Origin of the sequence: Gracilibacillus boraciitolerans JCM 21714, assembly GCF_000521485.1 — a bacterium.
GTDB lineage: Bacteria > Bacillota > Bacilli > Bacillales > Amphibacillaceae > Gracilibacillus > Gracilibacillus boraciitolerans.
Map to the genome: position 1 here is coordinate 18,118 of NZ_BAVS01000002.1, position 19,299 is coordinate 37,416.

The window sequence follows — 19,299 nt, forward strand, 5'->3', positions numbered from 1 at the left end:
GAATAATGGCAAAAGTAAAATTAGGAATTATCGGATTAGGACAACAAGGTGGAGCATATGGTAATTTTATCAAAGAGGCTCGTGTAAGTAATATGGAAATCGGTGCTATATGTGATAATGATCCCGAAAAGAAAAAAAGAGCAGATGAAGAATTCTCAGGTGTACCATTCTATGATAACTATATCGACATGCTAGAAAGTGGTAATGTTGATGCTATCGTAACGTGTGTTCCACATTATTTACATCCAGAGATGGGAATCGAAGCGTTAAAGCGTGATGTTCATGCCTTACTGGAAAAGCCAGCAGGTGTGTATACGAAGCAAGTCAAAGAAATAAATGACTTTGCAGCAACGAAACCAAACCTTACCTATGCTATTATGTTTAACCAACGGACGAATGAACTTTACCGGAAAGTAAAAGAAATCATAGATAATGGGGGGGAAATTGGCACCATTCGTCGAACAAATTGGCTTATTACGACATGGTGGCGTCCACAAGGTTATTATGATGCTGGTTCTTGGAGAGCAACTTGGGACGGTGAAGGTGGCGGTGTCCTTGTCAATCAAGCACCACATCAAATTGATTTACTACAATGGATTTGTGGTATGCCAGAAAAAGTATATACAAAGGCACAATACGGCTATCAGCGCAATATTCCGGTGGAAGATGATGTAACGACAATACTTGATTATGGTAATGGTGCAACGGGTGTGTTTATTACTTGTACACACGATATTATGGGTACCGATCGCTTAGAAATTCACGGTGATAAAGGAAAAATCGTTGTGGTTGATAGTAAGAAAGTAACCATTAAGCGTCTTCACACACCAGAAAAAGAAATGAGCGACAAGATGTCGATGCAAGAGGTGGCGAAATTATTCCAAGGTGAGGGACCTGGATCCATCTATCAAGAAGAAGTATTAGAATTCGAAAGTGTTTGGGGGGGTGGGCAGCATGTTGCTGTTTTGGAAAACTTTGCTGCTAACATTATCGATAACACACCACTAATTGCACCTGGGTCAGATGGTATTAATGGTGTAGAGTTAGCGAATGCCATGCATTTATCGAGCTGGTTAAACAAGGAAGTTAGCTTACCAATAGATGAAGAATTATATCTGGAGGAATTAAATAGACGACGTAATCAAGAGAAGGAATCCTAATCAGCAGGGAATGGTGAAATATGGTGTTAAAAATAGCAGTAATTGGTCTTGGAGATATTTCGAAGATTCATCTGGCAGCCATCAAGCAAAACCCGAATGTTCAACTTGTAGCAGTCTGTGACAGAAATATAGACGATAAAGAACCGGTTAATCAATCCTGTTACACTGATTATCATCAGATGCTAGAGGAAGTTGAAATGGACTGTGTACATATTTGTTTGCCACATCATCTTCATTTTCCTGCGACAAAAGCGGCAGTGGAGAAAGGAATACATGTTTTTCTCGAAAAACCGTTGGCACATGATTTAGCAGATAGCCGTGCCATTGTGCGATTGGAAGAAGAAAATCTTCATGTAAAAATTTGTGTGAGCTTACAAAATCGTTTAAATGATACAGTAGCTGAACTAGCAAAGATTATTTCCAGTGGAAGATATGGAAAGGTTACAGGATTAAAAGGAATGGTGGCGTGGCATCGCCCAAAATCTTATTACGAAACAAAACCTTGGAGGGCATCGATGAAAACAGCCGGCGGTGGTGTAATGATTAATCAGTCCATTCATACACTTGATTTAATACAATATTTTGGTGGTGAAATAGATACTATTCGTGGTTCTGTTGACCGCTTATTAAACTATGGATATGATGTCGAAGACACAGCAACAGCTCGGATCCAATTTAAAAATGGTGCAACGGGATTATTTTTTGCTACGGTTGCAAATGCGCAGAATTCTTCAGTTGAGTTTCAAGTGATATTAGAAAGTGCCGAGTTAACTATTAAAGACAGTATTTTAACGATGACAAATAATGAGGGAGAAAAGGTGAAGTTAGTAGAAGATGAAAAGTTACCAGGATCAAAATTTTATTATGGTGCTAGTCATATGAAATTAATACATCATTTCTATGATCAGATTAAGCAAGATGGAAATGACTATATCCATGCAAAAGATGCCCAAATTCCATGGAAATGATCGAACTTATCCGACAATCATCTGAAGCTAAAGAAAGCATAAAAATGGGGGGTTTTACAGTGATAAAAGGGCAAATAGGGGGTTCAAATGATGATGTTGAAAGGTAAGGTAGAAGAGATCGGTGCCTATGAAACGATGAAAAAGATTCATGAGCTCGGCTTTCACTCCGTGGAAGTTTCACAAATCCCAATGACAACAGAAAATGTCAAAGAGATCAAGCAGGCCAGTGATGATTTTGGAATAGATATTACCGCAATCACAGCACCTTTAGAACCAATGATGCCTGGGCAAATACAAGAAAACTTGCGTGATGATTACGACAAAATTATAGCAGATTGTAAGGCATTGAATTGTAATTTTATCCGTATTGGAATGCTGCCATTTTCTATTATGGGAGATAAAGAGCAAATCTTAGAATTCATTGATCGAGCAGAAAATACAGCAAAACGTCTAACAGAAGAAGGTATAAAACTGTATTATCATACGCATCATATTGAATTCCAGCGTTTCGATGGTAAATTTTTATTGGATATCATGAAAGAAAACACAAGTCAGCTTGGCTTTGAGTTAGATGTACACTGGATTCATCGAGCCGGTGTTGATCCAGTAAGTTTTATCAAGCAATATAAAGATCGTGTTTCACTCATTCACTTAAAAGACTATCGAATTGGGAATTTAGATGTAACAGAAGAAGATTTAAAGGATATGGGTAACTTTTTTAATAAGTTTGTCAATTTAATAGAATTTGCTGAGGTAGGGGGGGAGGGTAATCTTAATATGCCAGCGATCATGGAAGCAAGCCTGGAGGCAGGCGCGAAGTATTTTCTGATTGAACAGGATGATACCTATGGACGTGACCCATTTGACTGTTTATATGATTCAGCAGAAAATCTAAGGAAAATGGGTTATGCAGATTGGTTTTAATTGGATAATAAGTTGAAAACCCTTACAAAAAATGATAGATTATATATAGAAAAAAAAGGAGTGGAGATTTGTGAACAAAGCAGATGGTATGAACTATGCGCCGAAAGGTAAACCAAATCCAGTGGTGAAAGAAGGGGAATTTGTTTTTGCGGCAGTAGGTCTGGACCATGGTCATATTTTTGGTCAGTGTAATGGATTATTGGAAGCTGGTGCCACTTTAAAGTGGGTATATGATCCTGATCAAGCCAAAGTAGATGGATTTATCGAAAAGTTCCCTCAAGCAAAACAGGCAGAATCGTTAGAACAAGTTTTAGAAGATGAAGAAGTGAAATTAGTAGCTGCAGCAGCTATTCCATCCGAACGCAGTGCATTAGGAAATAAGGTGATGAGAGCTGGTAAAGATTATTTTACCGATAAAACGCCATTTACGACCATCGCTCAACTAGAGGAATCGAAAAAAGTAGTAGAAGAAACGGGTCAAAAATATATGGTTTATTTCAGTGAGCGACTACATGTGGAAAGTGCTATTTTTGCCGGGCAATTAATTAATGAAGGTGCCATTGGTAAAGTAATCCAGGTTACAGGATTTGGACCACATCGATTAAATGCTCCCAGTCGACCTAACTGGTTTTTTGAAAAAGAAAAATATGGTGGCATTCTTTGTGACATTGGAAGCCATCAAATTGAACAATTTTTATTCTATACGAATAGCAAAGAAGCGGAAGTCCTTCATAGTAAGATCGGTAATTATGGGCATCCTGCTTATCCAGAGTTAGATGACTATGGGGATGCTACATTAAAGGGTGAAAATGGAGCCACTCAATTTTTCCGTGTTGATTGGTTTACTCCAGACGGTTTGAGTACTTGGGGAGACGGACGTACATTTATTGTTGGCACGGAAGGTACAATTGAAATTAGGAAGTATGTAGATTTGGCAACAGACAAAGGGGGAAATCAACTTTATCTTGTAAATCAAGAAGGTGAAAAGCATTTTGATCTCACAGGTAAAGTCGGGTTCCCATTCTTTGGTGATCTAATACTTGATTGTATCAACCGGACAGAAAATGCAATGACTCAAAGACATGCGTTTAAAGCAGCAGAGTTATGTTTGCAAGCACAAGATAAGGCATTAAATGTAACACAGTAAATCCATGGAAAAGCTGCATTTCATAATCAGAATGCAGCTTTTCTGACATTATAACTGGATGAGTTTCTTTTTAAATAATTATATGATAAAATAAAAATAACAACGTTGTTATTAAGGGAGTGAGAAGCTTGGTAGAATTTTTGGTCATCTTCAAGGATATAATTCTCCCAATTTTTATATTAATGGCAATTGGTTACTTCCTTTACAAGAGATTCACTTTGGATTTAGCTACATTAGCTAAATTGAACATTTATTTTCTAGTACCTGGCTTTATTTTTGTGAAATTATATGAAGCTACTTTTGGTTTAAAATTATTTTTGTATGTACTAACATTCTTTTTGTTACTTGTATTTTTATTATATATACTCGCTCTCATAACAGCATATATCATGAAGATCCGTGGTGGAAAGAAGACGACGTTTGCGAATAGTGTCATGTTCTTCAATTCTGGTAACTATGGCGTACCCGTTAATGATTTAGTATTTCGTGGCGATCCATTCGCAATGTCAATCCAGGTGATTGTACTTACGTTGCAAAATATTTTTCTTTTTTCCTATGGGATATTTTCCTTAAGAGCTGCCAAGGAAGGAAGATGGAAGGCGGCATTAGGTTATTTTAAAATGCCTGTTCTATATGCAATGCTGTCAGGTGTGTTATTAAACGCTTGGAACGTGCCTATTCCAGAACCAATTTGGATCCCGGCAAATTATATTGCTGATGCTATGATTGCTATCGCATTAATGACATTAGGTGCTCAGGTTGCCAAAATGAAATTTAAAAAAGGGTTATACACTGTATATGCTAGTGTTGTTTTGCGTTTAATTGGTGGACCAATTCTGGCACTATGTATCATTGTCATTTTCCAACTTGAGGATATTATGGCGCAAGCTTTATTTATTGCATCCGCAATGCCAACTTCTGTTAACAGCGCTGTTATTGCAGAAGAATATAAAAGTCACCCAGACCTTGCTGCACAAACCGTATTGTTTTCAACAGTAGCGAGTATGCTAACTGTCACCATTGTAGTGTATATCGCAAAACTTTTGTTTTAATTAATTTGTCCGCCAAACAAATTAATGATATACTGTTTATAACAGATTAAATAGTAAGTATTATATTTAAAGGAGTGAATAGATTGAGTATTTTACATGAGTTAGTACAAGATATACCGATTCCAAAAATGATAAAAGTTAAGCAATCTTTTGATGATCAAAAAGTGGAGGATTTAGGTAAAGAGCTTTATGATCAATTGAATCTAAAGCAAATAGATAGTCAAATTAAACCAGGAATGGCAGTCGCTGTCGCTGTCGGAAGCCGTGGTCTTGATCGATTAGTTGAAACGACAAAAGTAACGATTGCCTTTTTAAAAGAACACGGAGCGGAACCCTTTATTGTCCCTTGTATGGGGGGGAGTCATGGTGGTGCCACTGGACCAGGCCAAAAAGCAGTGCTAGAACACCTTGGTGTCAAAGAAGAAGTAGTTGGTGCAGAGATTCGTTCCTCTATGGAAGTGATCCAAATTGATCAGTTAGATAATGGTTTACCTGTTTATGTCGATAAGATTGCTTCTGAAGCAGATGGAATTGTTGTGATCAATCGAGTAAAACCGCATACAGCATTTCGAGGACCATATGAAAGTGGCATTATGAAAATGATCAGTATTGGATTAGGGAAACAAAAAGGTGCAGAAGCTTGTCATCAATTAGGCTTTAAACATATGGCAGAGCATGTACCTGCTATGGGAAAAATAATTATTGATAAAATGCCAATTCTTTTTGCAGTGGCTACGGTTGAAAATGCATTCGATAAAGTGGCTAAAATTGAAGTATTACTACCAGAAGAAATTGAAGAAAAAGAACCTGACTTACAAGAATTAGCTAAAAAATCTTTACCAAAGCTCTTTTTTGATCAAATTGATGTGTTAGTGATTGATGAGATTGGTAAGAACATTAGTGGAGATGGCATGGATCCCAATATTACTGGACGTTATCCTACTCCATATGCCTATGGAGGGCCAGAGGTAACCAAAATGGTCGTATTAGATTTAACGGAAGCAACGGAAGGTAACGCAAATGGAGTTGGTGCTGCGGATTTTACTACTCAGAAGTTAGTTGACAAAATGAATCGCGAATCAACCTATGCCAATGGTTTAACCTCAACTGTTGTAGGACCGACCCATATTTCGACAGCAATGCCTACAGAAGAAACAGCGATTCAGGCAGCGATTAAAACGTGTAATATATTAGATTTTACGAAAGCAAGAGTGGTTAGAATCAAAAACACATTAGAAATTGGAGAAATTGAAGTTTCAGAAAATATGTTAGACGACGTAGAAAAACATGATAGATTAGAAAAAATATCAGATTTATATAACTTGTCCTTTGATAAAGAAGGAAATTTACAATAAAATGAAAGGGGAAATAACGATGAGTAAACTATTTGATTTAACTGGAAAAGTAGCAGTTGCGCTAGGAGGAAACAGTACACTTGGCAGTTCCATGTCTAAAAGTTTAGCAGAGCATGGTGCTAAGGTTGCGATTGTTGGTAGAAATATACACACAGCAGAAGCAGTTGTCAAAGAGATTTTGGCTGCTGGTGGGGGGGAAGCAAAAGCATTTCAAGCTGATGTTAGTGAGCTTGCTACAGTAGAGAATGCCGCAAAAGAAATTGAAGCATGGTCTGGAGGATGGGATATTCTTCTTAATGCACCCGGTATGAATAGCACAACGCCATTCTTAGAATTAGAAACGGAAGAATGGGACAAAATCATGGATGTTAATTTAAGAGGGATTGTGTTTGCTACCCAAATTTTTGCAAAGAAAATGGTAGAGCAAAAGCGTAGTGGCAGTATTATTAATATTTCATCTGTTTCGTCTACTACACCGTTATCTAAAGTGTTTACTTATTCTGCTTCTAAAGCAGCGATAAATAGTGTGACTCAATATCTTGCACGTGAATTTGCGCCCCCCCATAATATTCGTGTAAACGCTATTATTCCAGGATTTTTTCCTGCAGAACAAAATCGAAAAATTTTAAGTGAGGATCGCGTGGATTCGATCATGAGCCATACACCAATGAATCGCTTCGGTGATCCTGAAGAATTACAGGGTGCTACCATCTATTTAGCATCTGATAAGGCAAGTGGATTTGTGACAGGCGAATTACTTCGAGTCGACGGTGGATTTGGAAGTATGACAATCTAATTTATATTTATATAAGGAAGGAGATAGAAAATGAGTAACCAAAAATACGAGACGTTAGTTTCTATTCTCCAGGATATGAAAAAAGTAGTTGTTGCTTTTTCGGGTGGTGTCGATAGTACCTATTTGTTACATGTAGCGGTTCATACGTTGGGTGTTGACAATGTTCTTGCAGTGACAGCGGATTCAGAAACCTACCCATCAAGTGAGTTAGAAGAAGCGAAACGTTTAGCAGAACATATTGGTGCAAGACATCAAGTTATTGAAACAAGTGAACTAGCAATACCAGGCTATACAGAAAACGATCGAAACCGTTGTTATTTCTGCAAGAATAGTTTATTTGATCATTTGGTACCGATTATGAGAGAAAAAGGCTTTGAAAATATCGTTTACGGTGTGATTGCCGACGATATGAATGAATATCGTCCAGGAATGCGCGCTGCTAAAGAACAAGGTGTACGTGGACCTCTAGCAGAAGCTGATATGTATAAAGAGGAAATACGTGAATTATCGAAAAAAGCAGGTTTGCCAACCTGGGATAAACCTCATTCGCTTGTTTATCCTCCCGAATAGCATATGGGGAAACGATCACAAAAGCAAAATTGACAAAAGTAGATAAATCGGAAGCCTTTTTGAAAACAATTGGAATACGTCAGGTGAGAGTTCGTACTCATGACGATATTGCACGTATTGAAGTTGAGCCACAAGATATGCAAAAATTACTTGCCAATCATGGACGGATAACCGAAAAATTGCAGAGCTATGGTTATACATTTGTTACGATGGATTTAGTAGGATATAAAAGTGGTAGCATGAACCGAGCATTATCGTAATGTGTGGCTTCCTTCCATCACAATACACTATCATATGTTATGATAGTTATGGTATTGAAAAGCTTTGGATATTTCCAAGGCTTTTCAGCTATTGGAGAAGGGGGGATATTATGAGTGAAGTAGTGATTGGATTAGACTTTGGAACAACTAGTGTAAAAGCAGTAGCTTTTGATCTTAAAGGAAATGTAGTAAATGAAACAGAACAATTAATCGAAACCTATTACCCACAAGCTTCCTTTGTGGAACAAAATCCAGATGAAATTGAAAAAAGCACAAGAAACGTATTAAAGGAAATTTTTACAGTAACGAATAAGCAAAATGTATTGGCAGTAGGTATTTCATGTGCAATGCATTCACTGATTTGTGTTGATGATAAAGGGAATGCATTATCAGATATGGCAATTTGGTCTGATGGGAGAAGCAGTGATCTAGTAGAAAAATTGGATCCTAAAATTAAAAAAAGTGTGTACAGTAAAACAGGAACACCAATTCATCCGATGTCTCCTTTATTAAAATTGATGTGGATGAAAGAAAATGACTATCAAGCCTATCAGCAAGCTACATATTTTATGTCACTTAAGGAATATTTAATCTATAAATGGACAGGAAAACGTGTGATCGATTATTCGATGGCTTCAGCAACTGGTTTAATGAATGTGAAATCTCTCGATTGGGAAGAAGAAGCATTGGCTTTAGCTGGAGTCGAGCGTTCTCAGTTATCTAAAATTGTTCCACCAACTGAAATTATAGATGGTCTGCAATCAGAAATTATCGATGAAGTTGGTTGGCCAGAGCAAACTCCTTTTGTTATTGGTGCAGCGGATGGCCAATTAGCAAATCTCGGTAATGGCGCGATTAAACCTGGCGAGGTAGCGGTTACGGTTGGTACGAGTGGAGCAATAAGGCAACTGATTTCCGGTCAGCATGTCAATGATAATGGAGAAACCTTCAGCTATGCATTTACCAAGGATACATCCATTATTGGTGGGCCAACGAATAACGGTGGCATTGCGTTACAATGGCTAAAGGATATGATGGAATACGAAGGAACACATGAGCAATTTTTGCAAGGCTCAGAAGATGTAGAAATTGGGTCAGATGGTTTACTTTTTGTTCCATATGTAAATGGTGAACGTGCTCCTGTATGGAATCAAAAGGCTCGAGGCAATTTCTATGGTTTAAGTGTGACACATCGAAGACCACAATTAGTCAGAGCGGTATTAGAGGGTATTGTGTTTAACATCTATCAAATTGGCCAATCACTTGAAGAAATCGCCGGAAAACCAACTACTATTTCCGTTAATGGTGGATTAACCAAATCACCACTTTGGGTGCAGATCTTAGCAGATGTGTTTGGACAGGAAATCCAGTTAGCGGAGACGCATCATGCGGCAGCCTGGGGGGGAGCAAGCTGGACAGCGCTGGTTGCGATTAACAGAGTGGAATCCTTCGAGCAAATCAAAGATAATATTCCAATTGATCAAGTGATCAAACCAAATTTAGAGAATCACCAAAAATACAATGCAATTTTTGCAAAGTATCAACAATTAGCTAAGGATATTGAAAAATATTTTTAAAATAAGGTAAGTGGCCATTAAATGCTGAAAAGTGGCCATAAAACCTCATAAAGTGGCCATAAAGATATCAAAAGTGACCATAAAAATGCAGAAAGTGGCCATAAAAGGTTTAAAAGTGGCCAATAAATCTGATGTCATAGTATTATGTGCATCTATTTTTTGGATGTGATCAAATGTTAGAAGAAGTATTAAAAAAAGTTGCAAATGGCGAACTATCTCCAGAGGACGCACAAAAAGAATTAGCGACTTTTGAGAACCTAGGGTTTGCGAAGGTAGATCATCATCGGAAAAAGCGACAGGGATTTCCTGAAGTTATCTTCGGTGAAGGCAAGGAAGCGTCACATATTATCGATATTTCCCGGGCAATGATGAAAAAGAATGATAATATATTAGTAACTCGAATTAACTCAGAAAAAGCAGAAGCTGTCGTTCAAGTATTGCCAAACTTTAATTATGATCATATAAGTCGTACACTTTCATGAAAATAGTGAGGATAATGTCATTTCAAAGGGTTACGTTGCGATTGTTTGCGCTGGTACTTCGGATTTGTCAGTTGCTGAAGAAGCGGCAAAAACAGCAGAAGCTTTTAATGTGGAAGTAAGACGGTTTTATGATGTAGGTGTTGCAGGAATTCATCGGTTATTCGCACATATCGATGAAATCCGAGAAGCAACCGTTTCTGTCGTTATTGCCGGAATGGAAGGTGCACTGCCAAGTGTAGTTGGCGGTTTAGTATCACATCCTATTATCGCAGTTCCGACTAGTGTTGGATATGGTGCTAATTTCCAAGGATTATCAGCACTGTTAACGATGTTGAATTCCTGTGCGTCTGGAATCAGTGTTGTAAACATTGATAACGGTTTTGGAGCTGCGTACAACGCGGTGATTATTCAACGTATTGCGGATTCTAATAAAGAATAACAAAACAAGGAGGTCGAAAATCACTTTTCGGTCTCCTTTCTTTTTAATCGTTTTTCGATATGAATTAAAAGACTGTTGAGCATTATACGTAACTTATTCTCTCATGTTATAATAAATAGAGTTATTTTAGAAAATGATAGGAGTCATTGAAATTGAAAAAATATATTTTTATAATACTAGTATTAATCACTAGTATATTAGTAGGTTGTAATGAAAAAACGCTGTCTACTAATGCGAAATCTCAAAATCAAGATCAGTTAACGTTAGCAATCGGTGGCGAACCGGAGAATGGATTTGATCCGACAACAGGATGGGGGAAGATATGGATCTCCTTTATTTCAAAGTACGCTTTTAAGTCAGAATAAGGATCTGGAAGTAAGCTATGATTTAGCAACTGAATATCATGTTTCCAATGATGCACAAATTTGGGTCGTCTCCATTCGCGAAGATGTTTCATTCTCAGATGGACAGGAATTAACGGTAGACGACGTGATTTTCACATACGAAACAGCAAAAAATGCTCAGTCAACTGTGGATTTAACTAATTTAGAAAAAGTAGAGAAAACAGATAAAAATCAAATAACCTTTTATTTAAAAGAGCCGCAGTCCACTTTTTTATATACCTTACAAACATTAGGCATCGTGCCGGAACATGCTTATGATAATCATTATGCAGAACAGCCGATTGGTTCCGGTCCCTATCAGTTTGTGGAATGGCGTAAAGGAGAACAATTGATTGTCGAACGAAATCCTTATTATTACGGGGACTCACCTGTTTTTGAGAGGTTAACCTTTTTGTTTGTAGGAGAAGATCAGGCACTTGCAGCTGCCAAAGCAGGACAAGTTGATGTCTTATCAATTCCGATTACTTTTTCAGATCAGGAAATTGATGGAATGAAACGTTTATCCTTCGAGAGTGTTGATAATCGCGGGGTAATGTTGCCTTATCCGAGTCCAGGTTTTAATGAAGACGGCGAGCCGATTGGAAATGCAGTGACTTCCGATATTGCGATACGAAAGGCAATGAATGTTGCTGTAGATCGCGATGCAATAGTTGAAGGAGTATTGCATGGAGAGGGAACGGTGGCGTATTCTAGTGTCGATGGGCTTCCATGGGGTAATTCGGATATAGCAATCGAAGATAATAACCAGGCAAAAGCAGAACAGATTTTAACGGATGCTGGCTGGCAGCGTGGAGCAGATCATATATTTGAAAAAAATGGTCAAAAAGCTAGTTTAACATTGTATTATCCTTCTGGAGACCAAATGCGCCAAGCCTTATCTTTGGTGTTTGCAGATATGATGACAAAATTTGGAATAGAAATAAGTACAAAAGGTGCAGCTGGAATGAAATAGAACGTCAAATGCATGCAAATCCTGTGATGATGGGGGGGTGGGGGGGCAGTCATAATCCGATCGAACTCTACTCCTTATATCGTTCTAATATGAAGGGTATTGATTACTATAATGCCAATTATTATCAAAATCAGCAGGTGGATGACTATTTAGAACAAGCTATGCATGCAACTTCCGAGAAAGAAGCAAATCAATTTTGGCAAAAGGCACAGTGGGATGGAACAACCGGTATGAGTATGCTTGGCGATGCACCGTGGGTATGGCTAGTGAACCTAAATCATATCTATTATGTGAATGAAAATATCGATATTGGAAAACAAAAAGTCCAACCTCATGGGCATGGCTGGCCAATCACAGATTTTATCACAGAATGGGAAAAAGTAGATTAAAAGATAAAGGAGACTTATAGTAATGGCACGCTTCATTTTCTTGAAATTTTTTCGTTTAATCACCTTGCTCTTTGTAGTAAGTCTCCTTACTTTTATACTCGTGAGTATGTCTCCGATCGATCCAATTAGGGCTTACATTGGCGCAGATATGTTACTGGTTAGTGCAGAACAGCGAGAGCTGATTGAAGCGTATTGGGGGATTAAATCAATCCATTTATATTCAGTACTTTCATTGGATTACAAGCCTTCTTACTGGTGATTTTGGTACTTCCTTCATTTATCGTCTGCCTGTTATTGATGTTATTGCCGATCGGTTTTTCTCATCGATTCTTTTAATTGGAATGTCATGGGTCTTGTCTGGTTTAGTTGGAATCGGATTAGGTTCAATTGCAGCAATGAAAAGAGGTTCCGTACTTGACCGGTTAATTAAAGGATATTGTTATTTGTTATTGTCGACACCAGGTTTTTGGTTAGGATTATTGCTGTTAATGGTATTTTCTGTTTGGTTAGGAGTTTTTCCGACAGGATTGAGTGCACCGATTGGAGTAACAGCTTCAGAAATTACGATAGGTGACAAAATGTATCATGCAATTTTACCAGCTATCACCTTAAGCCTCATAGGTGTTGCTAATGTCTGTTTACATACGAGAGAAAAATTGCTGGATATACTACAAACCCCCCCTTTTATCCTGCAAGCACGAGCAAATGGTTTTACTGGTTTTTATTTATTTAAAAGGCATGCCTTACGTAATATGCTGCTTCCAGCTATTTCGGTTCATTTCGCGTCTTTTGGGGGGAATTGTTTGGCGGTGCGATTTTGGTCGAACAGGTCTTTAGTTATCCCGGATTAGGTCAAGCAGTGGTGGATGCAGGTTTGCAGGGAGATATCCCCTTATTTTTGGCGATCGTATTAATTAGTGCCTGTTTTGTTTTTGTCGGAAACTGGATAGCCGATATTTTTTACTATTTGCTTGATCCACGTTTACGGAAAAGGGGGGGGACAGGATCATGAAAAAAAGATGATTTTCTCACTTTTGCTCTTTTTATGCTTGTATATTATCTCGCTTTCGATTGATTCCACTATGATCAAAATCAATTTATTAGCTATAAATCAATCACCTAGACTCAGTCACTTATTCGGTACAGATTGGCTTGGCCGGGATATGCTGCTAAGGACGTTAAAAGGACTACAATTAAGTATAAGTATTGGTTTAGTGACGGCAGTGCTTTCTACCATTCTTGGAGTATTAATCAGCTTTGCAGCTTCTATTCATCCATCAATAGATAAGTTGGTTACCTGGTTAATTGATCTCTTTTTAAGTTTACCACATTTGGTCACTCTGATTTTAATATCATTCGTTCTCGGTGGCGGTTTTAAAGGGGGTTGCAATTGGCTTAATATTAACACATTGGCCATCGATTGCCCGTGTGCTGCGAGCGGAAATCATGCAGCTACAGGAAATGCCATATGTACAGATGTCTAAGCAATTTGGAAAAAGGTTTTGGTGGAGAGCGAGACATCACTTTTTACCGCATCTACTGCCACAAATAATGGTTGGCTTTACGTTAATATTTCCTCATGCGATTCTCCATGAGGCATCGATTACCTTTTTAGGTTTTGGTTTGTCTGCTGAAGAGCCTGCCATCGGTATTATTTTATCAGAATCAATGCAGTATCTATCGAGTGGTATGTGGTGGTTAGCATTCTTTCCAGGGGCGGTCCTTTTAGTAATGATTATTATCTTTCAAGGTTTTGCTTCTTCATTCAAAAACTACTTAGAAAGGGATCGATCATATGAACGACATGTTAAGCATTAATAAGTTGTCGATTTTTCACAAAACTAGTAATCTTCCACTATTAGATGCTATTGATTTAACAATAAATGATGGAGAAATAGTTGCATTGGTTGGTGCGAGTGGTTCAGGGAAAAGTTTAATTACGCAAGCTATCTTTCAGCTTTTACCTGATAATTTACAACAAGAAGGAACGATACTTTTTCGAGATCTGCCTATTACACCTGTAGATCGAGGAAGTCAAATTGCATTAATTCCACAGTCAATTGATGCACTTGACCCGTTAATGACTGTAGGAAAGCAAATTCAAGGTTTGATACAAGGAAACAATCCTCGACAAAAAATGTTAGTGTTGTTAAGTCGATTAGGTCTAAAGAAAGAGATTGCTAGTCGCTATCCTTTCGAGTTGTCAGGTGGACAAGCACGAAGAATTTTAGTAGCTATTGCTCTTGGCAGCTCTGCAGATGTAATCATTGCGGATGAACCAACTCCAGGCTTAGACGATGAAGCGAAAGCAGAAATGTTAACTTTACTAAAAGAAGTGCAATCGGCTGGTAAATCGATGCTGCTGATTACCCATGACTTTGATGTTGCAATAAATCTGGCGGATCGAATTGCTGTAATGGAAAAAGGAAAAATTATCGAAGTCACCCACTGTGACAACTTTGAAGAGTTCGGTGAAAACTTATACCATCCATTCACAAAGAAACTTTGGAATTCATTACCGCAACATCAATTTTATCACGATGCCAATTGTCCATGTAAAACTCTGAATATACTAAGGAAGATAAATGAGAGATAACGGCGGAAGACACTCTGAAAAATCTCTTTTTAGAAGGAGTATCTAAATGTTAAAAATTGATAACATATCCTATTCATTGCCAAACGGTCAGGCTCTTTTTAAAAATATGTCAATGATCATCGAATATGGAGAAATTATAGGAATAAGTGGTGCCAGTGGAATTGGCAAGACGACTTTTTCGAAAGTTGTTGCCGGTTATATATCGCAAGAAACAGGTGATATAAATTGGAAGCAAAAAAAACATAAAGCACATCCTATCCAATTGATTTGGCAGCATCCTGAACTTGCAGTTAACCCCAAATGGCGAATACAAAAAATATTAGAAGAAGCAGGATCACTGGATGCTTCTTTACTAATCGATTTAAATATTTCTCTGGAATGGTTAAATCGGTATCCTTACCAACTTTCTGGAGGGGGGGAATTACAACGGGTCTGTATTGCAAGGTGTTTGTTAGCTAAACCAAAGTTTATCATAGCCGATGAGATTACAAGCATGTTAGATGCCATCTCACAAGCAGAAATATGGAAAGTACTACTCGATTATGTGAAAAAAAATAATGTTGGTTTAGTGATTATTAGTCATGATAAAATTTTATTAGATAAATTATGTAATAAAATTTTAGATTTTTCGGAATTAATGAAACCGATTAAGCAGAAAAATCGTATAAACTAGTAAGATTAGAAAGGGTGAAAATCTAATGCGAGAACAGCCAAATGAAAGAATTGCTACAGATGCAGTAAAGGCATGGCAGTTAACAGCACATCTATTTGCTATTATTCCATTGCTAATAACAATAGCAGCCTTTGTTATTGCGTACTTTTTTGATTTTCTATCGTATTGGGTAGGATTAATTGCACTGGCAGTCACAATTGTAGAGTGGGTGGTAACAGCATTAATTATTCCTAAACTACGATGGAAAAGATGGCGATATCAAATCTATGATCAGGAGATCTACATACAACATGGTATCTTAATTGTTACCAGAACAGTAGTGCCAATGATTCGCGTGCAACATGTCGATACACAACAAGGGCCAATACTTAAAAAATACGGTCTGTCCACTTTGCAAATATCCACTGCAGCAACCACTCATGAGATCCCAGCATTATTAGAAGAAGAAGCAGCGGATTTACGTGACCAAATATCGGAACTAGCGAGGGTGGAACAAGATGATGTCTGAACCAAAGCGACTACACCCGGCAGCGATGATTTTTAATACCATTCAAGCAATCAGGCAGACGATTTTTGGATTTTTACCATTGGTAATTTTAGCGGTTGGAAATGATATGTGGATATATGTGATCATTGGAGCTTCGGTATTAGCAGCACTTATTATTATATTTAGTATCCTATCATGGTTTCGTTATACGTATCAGTTACAAGAAGATCAGATTCGCATTCATCAAGGAATCTTAATAAGAAAAAAACGTACCATCTCTAAGCATCGAATTCAATCTATTGATCTTTCGCAGAACCTCATTCACCGAATATTAGGCTTAACGAAGGTTCAAATTGAAACAGCTGGAAGTGACCATCGCATCGATGCAGCACTTTCTGCCGTGACAATGGCAGAAGGTAAAAAGCTTCATGATCAACTTAAATATAAAAAACAAGTCGTACAAGAGGAAGAAGTAACGGAAACAACTGTCGAAGCAGAAGCAGTAGATTATCCTCAGAAAAAGATAACGCCTAAGGCATTAGTGATAGCTGGATCAACATCAGGCAGTTTCGGGATCATCTTAGGGTTATTTGGTCTTGGTTTTTCTGAATTGGAAAGTGTCATTCCTGACCGATTTTATAATAATGTGTCAGAATGGATGTTCTCTCAGGCAATGCAGGTTCTCATCATTTTTGCGATTATTATTTTTATTATATTATGGGCTTTAGGAATATTGACAACCTTAATTCAATACTGGAACTTTACGATTACCAGATATGATAAGGAATTGTTTATTACGAGGGGGGGTTTAATTGAGAAAAAACAATCCACTATTCCATTAAAACGAATTCAAGCTGTAGGAATTAAAGAAACACTAATTAGACAACCATTAGGTTTTGCTACCTTGTATGTGGAGATTGCAAGCGGTGAGATAGGACAAAATCAAGATATGCATACTTTGATTTTCCCGCTCATACGAAAAAGTCAGGTAGCAGCTTTTATCCAGGAATTATTGCCAGAGTATCACTATCAGACAGAAGGTATGATATCGCTACCGAAAAAATCGATTCCATATTATTTATTTCGTCTAGGTATTTTACCTTTTATTGCGACGATTGTGATTGCAATTTTGTTTTTTGAATTTGCCTGGATTCCACTCATGGTTACAGGTCTAGCATGTTTATATGGTTATTTCCAGTTTCAAACGACAGGTTATCTCCTGCAAGATCAACAGCTGATGATTCAAAGTCGGGGGGGAATAAGTAAAGATACTGCCTTAGTTCATCATAAAAGACTGCAGTCACTCAAAAAGAAACAGCATATTTTACATCGTAAGCAAGAATTGGCTACGTTAGATACAGCGATTTTAAATAAATTTGTCGGTCGCCACCTTGTCGTGAGAGAGCTAAAGGTAGAAGATGTCGACAAAATTGCGGATTGGTATTCCTATCGAATAAATTCTTAAAAGTCTCTTATTGTAAGGGGGGGCTTTTTTATATTAATAGTAACTTCTTTTTCTTAAATACATTGACGTACTTTTTCGTTAGGTGTAATATGTTTCCTATGAGAAACTTTTTGAGTGTTATGACATATATATATTTATGTATAATATGAATATAATATTTGATTTTATTCATCAATAGTGGGGGGGAGAGGGGGGGAAACTTATGGAAATGGAAGGGGGGGTAGTTTTTGCATTTAGTTTAACATTGTTAGCAGGTCTTGCTACAGGGGGGGTTGGCAGTGTATTAGCGTTTTTTACTTCTAGTACAAACACGAAATTTTTATCATGGGCTTTAGGGTTTTCCGCTGGTGTAATGATTTATGTGTCAATGGTAGAAATATTTGTAAAAGCTAAAGATTCTTTAGTAGGAGAATTAGGAGAAACCTCTGGTAATTGGATGACGGTTGCAGGGTTTTTTACGGGAATGATTTTAATTGCATTGATTGATAAATTTATTCCATCTCAAGGAAATCCACATGAATTAAAAAAAGTAGAAGATATGAATAAAAATCCTAATGGTGATGAAGCTTTATTGAAAATGGGAACATTTACTGCTTTAGCGATCGGAATTCACAATTTTCCAGAGGGGGATTGCTACTTTTACTGCGGCCTTACAAGATCCTGCATTAGGGATTGCTATCGCAGTTGCCATAGCAATTCATAATATTCCAGAAGGCATTGCCGTATCTGTACCCATTTATTTTGCATCAGGTGATAAAAAGAAAGCCTTCAAATTATCCTTTTTATCAGGCTTATCAGAACCTATTGGGGGCATTAGCAGCATTTTTATTTTTACTGCCATTCTTATCGGAAGTATTGTTTGGAATGATTTTTGCAGGTGTAGCAGGAATTATGGTTTTTATTTCGTTAGATGAACTATTACCTGCTGCGAAAAAGTATGATGAAGCACATACCTCTATTTATGGACTTATCACAGGTATGGCGGTCATGGCTCTAAGCTATTATTGTTTATATAAAAGTAAAAACGGGGATGGTTTCCCCCCCGTTTTTACTTTCTAATCATTTTTACGATAAAGACGATAATCGCAATTACTAATAAAATGTGAATTAATCCGCCTGCAAATTCAAATAGAAATCCTAATAACCATGCTAATAATAAAATACCTATAATTGTCCAAATCATTTGTAAACACTCCTTTGTAATTTGTATAAGTATAAGATACCCATATACTATTTTCTTAAACTTTTTTCGAAAAATGTTGAAAAATGATGAATCGATTGTTATAATAAAACACATCACGTTAAGAGATTGTAAATGATTAATTAAGTTTTAGTAAAGGTGCAGGCGATTAGATGCTAGTTTTGGATAATTCAAAATGCGGGTGTAGTTTAGTGGTAAAACCTCAGCCTTCCAAGCTGATGTCGAGGGTTCGATTCCCTTCACCCGCTCCATACATAGTGAGCAAACGTAGTGTTTCGTTTTAAATGAAGCATTACGTTTTTTTATGGATACAATTTGAACAGTAGACAGCAACTGCGTACTAGTGACAATTTTGAAAGTATGATGAATGCTAGGAAAAAGCTCCGTCCATAGTGTTTTTCC

General features: G+C 37.4%; 18 protein-coding genes, 1 tRNA gene and 4 pseudogenes. 22 read left to right on the forward strand and 1 reads right to left on the reverse strand.

The features are described from left to right. Nucleotides 1-5: 5 nt before the first annotated feature. From JCM21714_RS03265 to zupT, 21 genes and pseudogenes are all read left to right on the forward strand, one after another. On the forward strand, nt 6-1,160 hold the full coding sequence (locus JCM21714_RS03265; protein ID WP_035721870.1) for a Gfo/Idh/MocA family protein: 1,155 nt from the start codon (nt 6-8) through the stop codon (nt 1,158-1,160). A 20-nt stretch (nt 1,161-1,180) separates the two neighbouring features. After that, nucleotides 1,181-2,128 carry a Gfo/Idh/MocA family protein gene (locus JCM21714_RS03270; RefSeq protein ID WP_369403425.1) on the forward strand — a complete coding sequence of 316 codons (948 nt, stop codon included), beginning with the start codon at nt 1,181-1,183 and terminating at the stop codon, nt 2,126-2,128. 90 nt (nt 2,129-2,218) lie between these two features. Then, nucleotides 2,219-3,052, forward strand: coding sequence for a sugar phosphate isomerase/epimerase family protein (locus JCM21714_RS03275; protein WP_235182568.1), 834 nt, complete (start codon nt 2,219-2,221; stop codon nt 3,050-3,052). 70 nt (nt 3,053-3,122) lie between these two features. After that, on the forward strand, nt 3,123-4,199 hold the full coding sequence (locus JCM21714_RS03280) for a Gfo/Idh/MocA family protein (protein ID WP_035721872.1): 1,077 nt from the start codon (nt 3,123-3,125) through the stop codon (nt 4,197-4,199). A 128-nt stretch (nt 4,200-4,327) separates the two neighbouring features. Then, nucleotides 4,328-5,251 (forward strand): AEC family transporter, encoded by a 924-nt coding sequence (locus JCM21714_RS03285; protein WP_035721873.1) that lies wholly within the window; start codon nt 4,328-4,330, stop codon nt 5,249-5,251. An 83-nt stretch (nt 5,252-5,334) separates the two neighbouring features. Then, a complete protein-coding gene (locus JCM21714_RS03290; protein WP_035721875.1) occupies nt 5,335-6,606 on the forward strand; it encodes a nickel pincer cofactor-dependent isomerase, group 22 in 1,272 nt (423 codons plus the stop codon). A gap of 19 nt (nt 6,607-6,625) precedes the next feature. Then, entirely contained in the window at nt 6,626-7,402 is a 777-nt protein-coding gene (locus JCM21714_RS03295) for an SDR family oxidoreductase (protein ID WP_035721982.1), read from the forward strand. 30 nt (nt 7,403-7,432) lie between these two features. Beyond that, nucleotides 7,433-8,232, forward strand: a pseudogene (larE, locus tag JCM21714_RS03300) (ATP-dependent sacrificial sulfur transferase LarE). Between the two features lie 110 nt (nt 8,233-8,342). Continuing rightward, the gene (locus JCM21714_RS03305; RefSeq protein ID WP_035721877.1) at nt 8,343-9,809 is read left to right on the forward strand and encodes a gluconokinase; all 1,467 of its coding nucleotides are present in this window, start codon (nt 8,343-8,345) and stop codon (nt 9,807-9,809) included. A 173-nt stretch (nt 9,810-9,982) separates the two neighbouring features. After that, nucleotides 9,983-10,730: pseudogene (gene larB / locus JCM21714_RS03310) on the forward strand (nickel pincer cofactor biosynthesis protein LarB). A gap of 152 nt (nt 10,731-10,882) precedes the next feature. Beyond that, nucleotides 10,883-11,095 carry a hypothetical protein gene (locus JCM21714_RS23575; RefSeq protein ID WP_369403426.1) on the forward strand — a complete coding sequence of 71 codons (213 nt, stop codon included), beginning with the start codon at nt 10,883-10,885 and terminating at the stop codon, nt 11,093-11,095. Further along, nucleotides 11,025-12,086 carry an ABC transporter substrate-binding protein gene (locus JCM21714_RS03315; protein WP_369403427.1) on the forward strand — a complete coding sequence of 354 codons (1,062 nt, stop codon included), beginning with the start codon at nt 11,025-11,027 and terminating at the stop codon, nt 12,084-12,086. The genes JCM21714_RS23575 and JCM21714_RS03315 overlap by 71 nt, the downstream gene beginning before the upstream one ends. An 8-nt stretch (nt 12,087-12,094) precedes the next feature. After that, entirely contained in the window at nt 12,095-12,475 is a 381-nt protein-coding gene (locus JCM21714_RS23580) for a periplasmic substrate-binding domain-containing protein (RefSeq protein WP_369403428.1), read from the forward strand. 22 nt (nt 12,476-12,497) lie between these two features. Beyond that, a pseudogene (locus tag JCM21714_RS22690) lies at nt 12,498-13,487 on the forward strand (ABC transporter permease). Between the two features lie 37 nt (nt 13,488-13,524). Continuing rightward, the gene (locus tag JCM21714_RS24640) at nt 13,525-13,959 is read left to right on the forward strand and encodes a hypothetical protein (protein WP_439644442.1); all 435 of its coding nucleotides are present in this window, start codon (nt 13,525-13,527) and stop codon (nt 13,957-13,959) included. Next, complete coding sequence (locus tag JCM21714_RS24645) at nt 13,922-14,293, forward strand: ABC transporter permease subunit (RefSeq protein ID WP_439644443.1); 372 nt, start codon at nt 13,922-13,924, stop codon at nt 14,291-14,293. Before JCM21714_RS24640 ends, JCM21714_RS24645 begins: the two co-directional genes overlap by 38 nt. Further along, nucleotides 14,271-15,071 (forward strand): ATP-binding cassette domain-containing protein, encoded by an 801-nt coding sequence (locus JCM21714_RS03330; protein WP_084040561.1) that lies wholly within the window; start codon nt 14,271-14,273, stop codon nt 15,069-15,071. The genes JCM21714_RS24645 and JCM21714_RS03330 overlap by 23 nt, the downstream gene beginning before the upstream one ends. A gap of 46 nt (nt 15,072-15,117) precedes the next feature. Then, complete coding sequence (locus tag JCM21714_RS03335) at nt 15,118-15,744, forward strand: ATP-binding cassette domain-containing protein (RefSeq protein WP_035721878.1); 627 nt, start codon at nt 15,118-15,120, stop codon at nt 15,742-15,744. 25 nt (nt 15,745-15,769) lie between these two features. Continuing rightward, nucleotides 15,770-16,252, forward strand: coding sequence for a PH domain-containing protein (locus tag JCM21714_RS03340; protein ID WP_035721880.1), 483 nt, complete (start codon nt 15,770-15,772; stop codon nt 16,250-16,252). Then, nucleotides 16,245-17,696: a PH domain-containing protein gene (locus tag JCM21714_RS03345; RefSeq protein WP_035721881.1), complete on the forward strand. Its 1,452-nt coding sequence runs from the start codon at nt 16,245-16,247 to the stop codon at nt 17,694-17,696. The genes JCM21714_RS03340 and JCM21714_RS03345 overlap by 8 nt, the downstream gene beginning before the upstream one ends. A gap of 208 nt (nt 17,697-17,904) precedes the next feature. After that, nucleotides 17,905-18,755: pseudogene (zupT, locus tag JCM21714_RS03350) on the forward strand (zinc transporter ZupT). Here zupT and JCM21714_RS19685 read toward each other — a convergent pair. After that, complete coding sequence (locus tag JCM21714_RS19685) at nt 18,745-18,879, reverse strand: lmo0937 family membrane protein (protein WP_148294956.1); 135 nt, start codon at nt 18,877-18,879, stop codon at nt 18,745-18,747. The pseudogene zupT and the gene JCM21714_RS19685 sit on opposite strands and share 11 nt — an antisense overlap. Nucleotides 18,880-19,074: 195 nt before the next feature. On the opposite strand from JCM21714_RS19685, the gene JCM21714_RS03355 reads away from it, so the two are divergent. Then, a tRNA-Gly gene (locus JCM21714_RS03355) sits at nt 19,075-19,148 on the forward strand. Nucleotides 19,149-19,299: the final 151 nt, after the last annotated feature.